Raw genomic sequence first — 3003 nt, forward strand, 5'->3', positions numbered from 1 at the left:
ATCTGGGCAATGGCTTGAAGGCCAGCTTCACCCTCGAATACGCGCTGGACCTCGATCACAACAGCGGCATCGGCAATAGCGGCGGCCTGAACGCCCGGCAGCAGTTCGTCGCCCTCTCGAGCAGCCAGCTCGGTGCCGTCGCGCTCGGTCATCAGTATGCCCCCGGCCACGACGGCAGCAGCAAAAACAGCCCCTTTGGAGGCTCATCCCACCTCTCGCCGCAGGCTATCCTGAGCGCCGCCGCGGGCAACACCATCACCCCGGCCAGCGGCTCCCACTGGAGCCATGCCCTGACCTACACCTCGCCCAACTTCTCCGGCTTCACCGGCAAGGCGATTTACGGCTTTGGTGAAAGCAGCCTGGGTGGCTACAACAACGCCAGCACCATCGACAACGGCAAGTTTGGTCTGGGCGGCAACTACGCCAACGGTCCGCTCAATGTCGACGTGGTTTACCAGACGCGCCAGAGCGTTAACCTCGCCTTCCCCAATCCGGCCGGCATGGGCAAGGACATCCATGAAGGCTATATCGGTGCTTCGTACGACTTCAAGGTCGTGGAAATCGCGGGCTCTTATCAGGCCCAGAATGACCCGAACGTCACCAACCAGGACAATTCCACCTGGACCCTTGCTGCGGTCGTCCCGGTGATGGCGGCAAGCAAGATTCATTTCGGTTATGGTCAGACCGGCTGGGATCAAGGTCACAACGCCGCCACCACCCTGTTGAACGGCAAGAGCGAGGTCTACATGCTCGGGTGGTCCACCAGCATGAACAAGCGCGCCTCGTTATATGCCGGCTACCTCTATGTTGACAATGATCAGGATAGCCTCGGCGTCAGCCCTTCCGGCGTTGGTGCTCCCGGCGAGAGCAACCAGACCGTCCTGGCTGGCATACGGCACACGTTCTAAGACCAAACGAAGACCAAACGGATAAGCGAGATTTACTCTTTCGTTCCCGGAAAACTATTTACTCTGACCGTTTGGCTTTTCCCCTCCGACCGAAAGGCGTAGAAGACGTCGCGGGAAGTGTCTGGCGGGGTTAGCGGCCGGCAGCAAGGACCGGGTGCGGAGCGGAGCAGGCATCGCCGTCGCTGCCTGAAAGGCGGGTAACGGCATAATCGGGTCGTTGAGGTTGTCGCGAATCGACTGACCAGAATGACCGGTTACTCATCCCAGTGCTGACGTACGAGGCCCAAAATCTCATTGACTAAACCGAAACCGAGAGTGAAGACAGCAGATTGCTGTTTTGCTTCTGGTCATTGCCAATGTTATAGGCCTGCATAAGCTTCATGATCTGCATCATTACCTTTGCCTCTGAACTGCTGGTCGGCGACGAAGATGAGGCAGCGCTCGCGCTGGCGTTAGTGGACCCTGTAGAGGACGAGTTGCTAGAACTGCCGCTCGCTTGCTGATAAGCCATCGCTTCCTGAAAGCTGACCGTGCCGTCGCTATTGGTGTCCGCCGCATCAAAATTACTGAGAATATTCGACATCATGTTGCTGCGGTTGTCGGACGCACCGATCTGACTGAGGGCGCTGGTCAGATCATCCTTGGTCATGCTCGGTCCGTCGCCGGGTGGCGGCGGCGGTGGCGGCGGCCTGCTGCCCATCCCCTCCGTCCCGCCTGCCTTCATCGCCTTCTCCATACGGGCACCTTGGTATTGCACATCCAGGTCATTTTGCAGTTTAGCTAGGGTTTCAGTGAATTCTTGCTTGGAGACCTTACCGCTACTGTCTGTGTCAAGCGTTGAAAATAGTTCATCGACCGTCGATGAAGTGATGGTCGTACTTGACGACGAACTGGAGTTCGAAGAAATCTTGTCAAAGGCCGCCTGAAGATCAGACTTCTGGATAAACCCCTGTCCGGAGGTATCCAACTTCGAGAACAACTGCTCAGCCATCTTTGTCGTATCCGGGCGTTGTCTCGTACCTTGCATCATCGAACTGTTGTAACTACTGCCAATACTTCCAATGCTGCTCATGATCTATTCCTTTCCAAATACGGTTATGAGACGCCGCGCATTACGTTGCTAACGCAACTGGTCTACGCAAGATATCGAACAAAACTCGTTGTAGTTGCATGTCCGTACCCTGCTGCAGCGCGGCGAGGCTCCCTGCCTGCTCGGCCGTCCCGGTGACCAGGGCCGCGAACTGCTCGAGCTGCTCGATATCGCGCGCCTCCAGGTAATCCGAAAAACCGTTCTTCAGATTCCACGCTGTGACGGCGCCCATGGCCAGCACGGCCAGCAGCACGGCAGACAGCAGCAGCGACAAGGTGTGGACGAGACGTAGGTGCATATGTGTTGCCAAGTAGAACCGTAAATTGTGGAGGAATTGCGGAGAGACGCACTCATTGCCTCCACATTCAGCATGCAGACTTTATCCCGACGTTGGCATGGGCCGACGATTGATCAAGGAGTCACAACGATGAACTCGATGCAAAAAACCAATTTGAGAATGACTTTGCTCGCGGCGCTGGCGCCGCTGGGATTGGCGGGAGTCATGTCAATGATGATCGCCAACGTGGCCTCGGCGCAACCCGCCGGCGGCGCGCGACGGGGCCCGCCACCCGAGGCGCTCGCCGCCTGCAAGTCGCTGGCCAGCGGTGCCACCTGCGAATTCAGCGGGCCCCGGGGCACCGTCTCCGGAACGTGCTTCGCGCCGCAGCAGGACATGGCCTTGGCGTGCAGGCCCAAGGACGCGCCTGCATCGGAGGGGGCCGCATCCGGATCGAAGCGATAGCGGAAACTGTCCCTCCAGGAAAACGTGCATAGCGCCAAAGAGCGCCAAAGGGGTCAGAGACCCATGGCACTGCCTTAAGCTTTTGACATGCCATGCTTTTCGTTTAACGACAAGCAGTTGCTACAGCAACGCAAGCTGGCTTAGCGTCCCGGAAAAAACCTGAATCCAGCATCGAAGGGCCTTTCCAGGCACCGGCTTGCGCTGCTACTCGGCCTTCGCCGTCGCCTTGCTCGCCTCGTCAACCGCATGCTGCGCTTCCGGAG

At 58.2% G+C, this 3003-nt stretch carries 4 protein-coding genes; 2 read left to right on the forward strand and 2 right to left on the reverse strand.

What is annotated here, in order from left to right; genetic code table 11:
* A partial coding sequence (locus RUW20_RS02980; RefSeq protein WP_313950709.1) for a porin occupies positions 1-908 on the forward strand: 908 nt, incomplete at its 5' end.
* Positions 909-1206: 298 nt separating this feature from the next.
* Here RUW20_RS02980 and RUW20_RS02985 read toward each other — a convergent pair.
* Positions 1207-1980, reverse strand: a complete 774-nt coding sequence (locus tag RUW20_RS02985; protein ID WP_313950710.1) for an EF-hand domain-containing protein — start codon at positions 1978-1980, stop codon at positions 1207-1209.
* Positions 1981-2020: 40 nt separating this feature from the next.
* Positions 2021-2296: a hypothetical protein gene (locus RUW20_RS02990; RefSeq protein WP_313950711.1), complete on the reverse strand. Its 276-nt coding sequence runs from the start codon at positions 2294-2296 to the stop codon at positions 2021-2023.
* 129 nt (positions 2297-2425) lie between these two features.
* Between RUW20_RS02990 and RUW20_RS02995 the strand changes: the two genes are divergently transcribed.
* Entirely contained in the window at positions 2426-2740 is a 315-nt protein-coding gene (locus RUW20_RS02995; RefSeq protein WP_313950712.1) for a hypothetical protein, read from the forward strand.
* The last annotated feature ends 263 nt before the right edge of the window (positions 2741-3003 follow it).

The sequence above is a fragment of the Accumulibacter sp. genome, assembly GCF_032229525.1.
Taxonomy (GTDB): Bacteria; Pseudomonadota; Gammaproteobacteria; order Burkholderiales; family Rhodocyclaceae; genus Accumulibacter.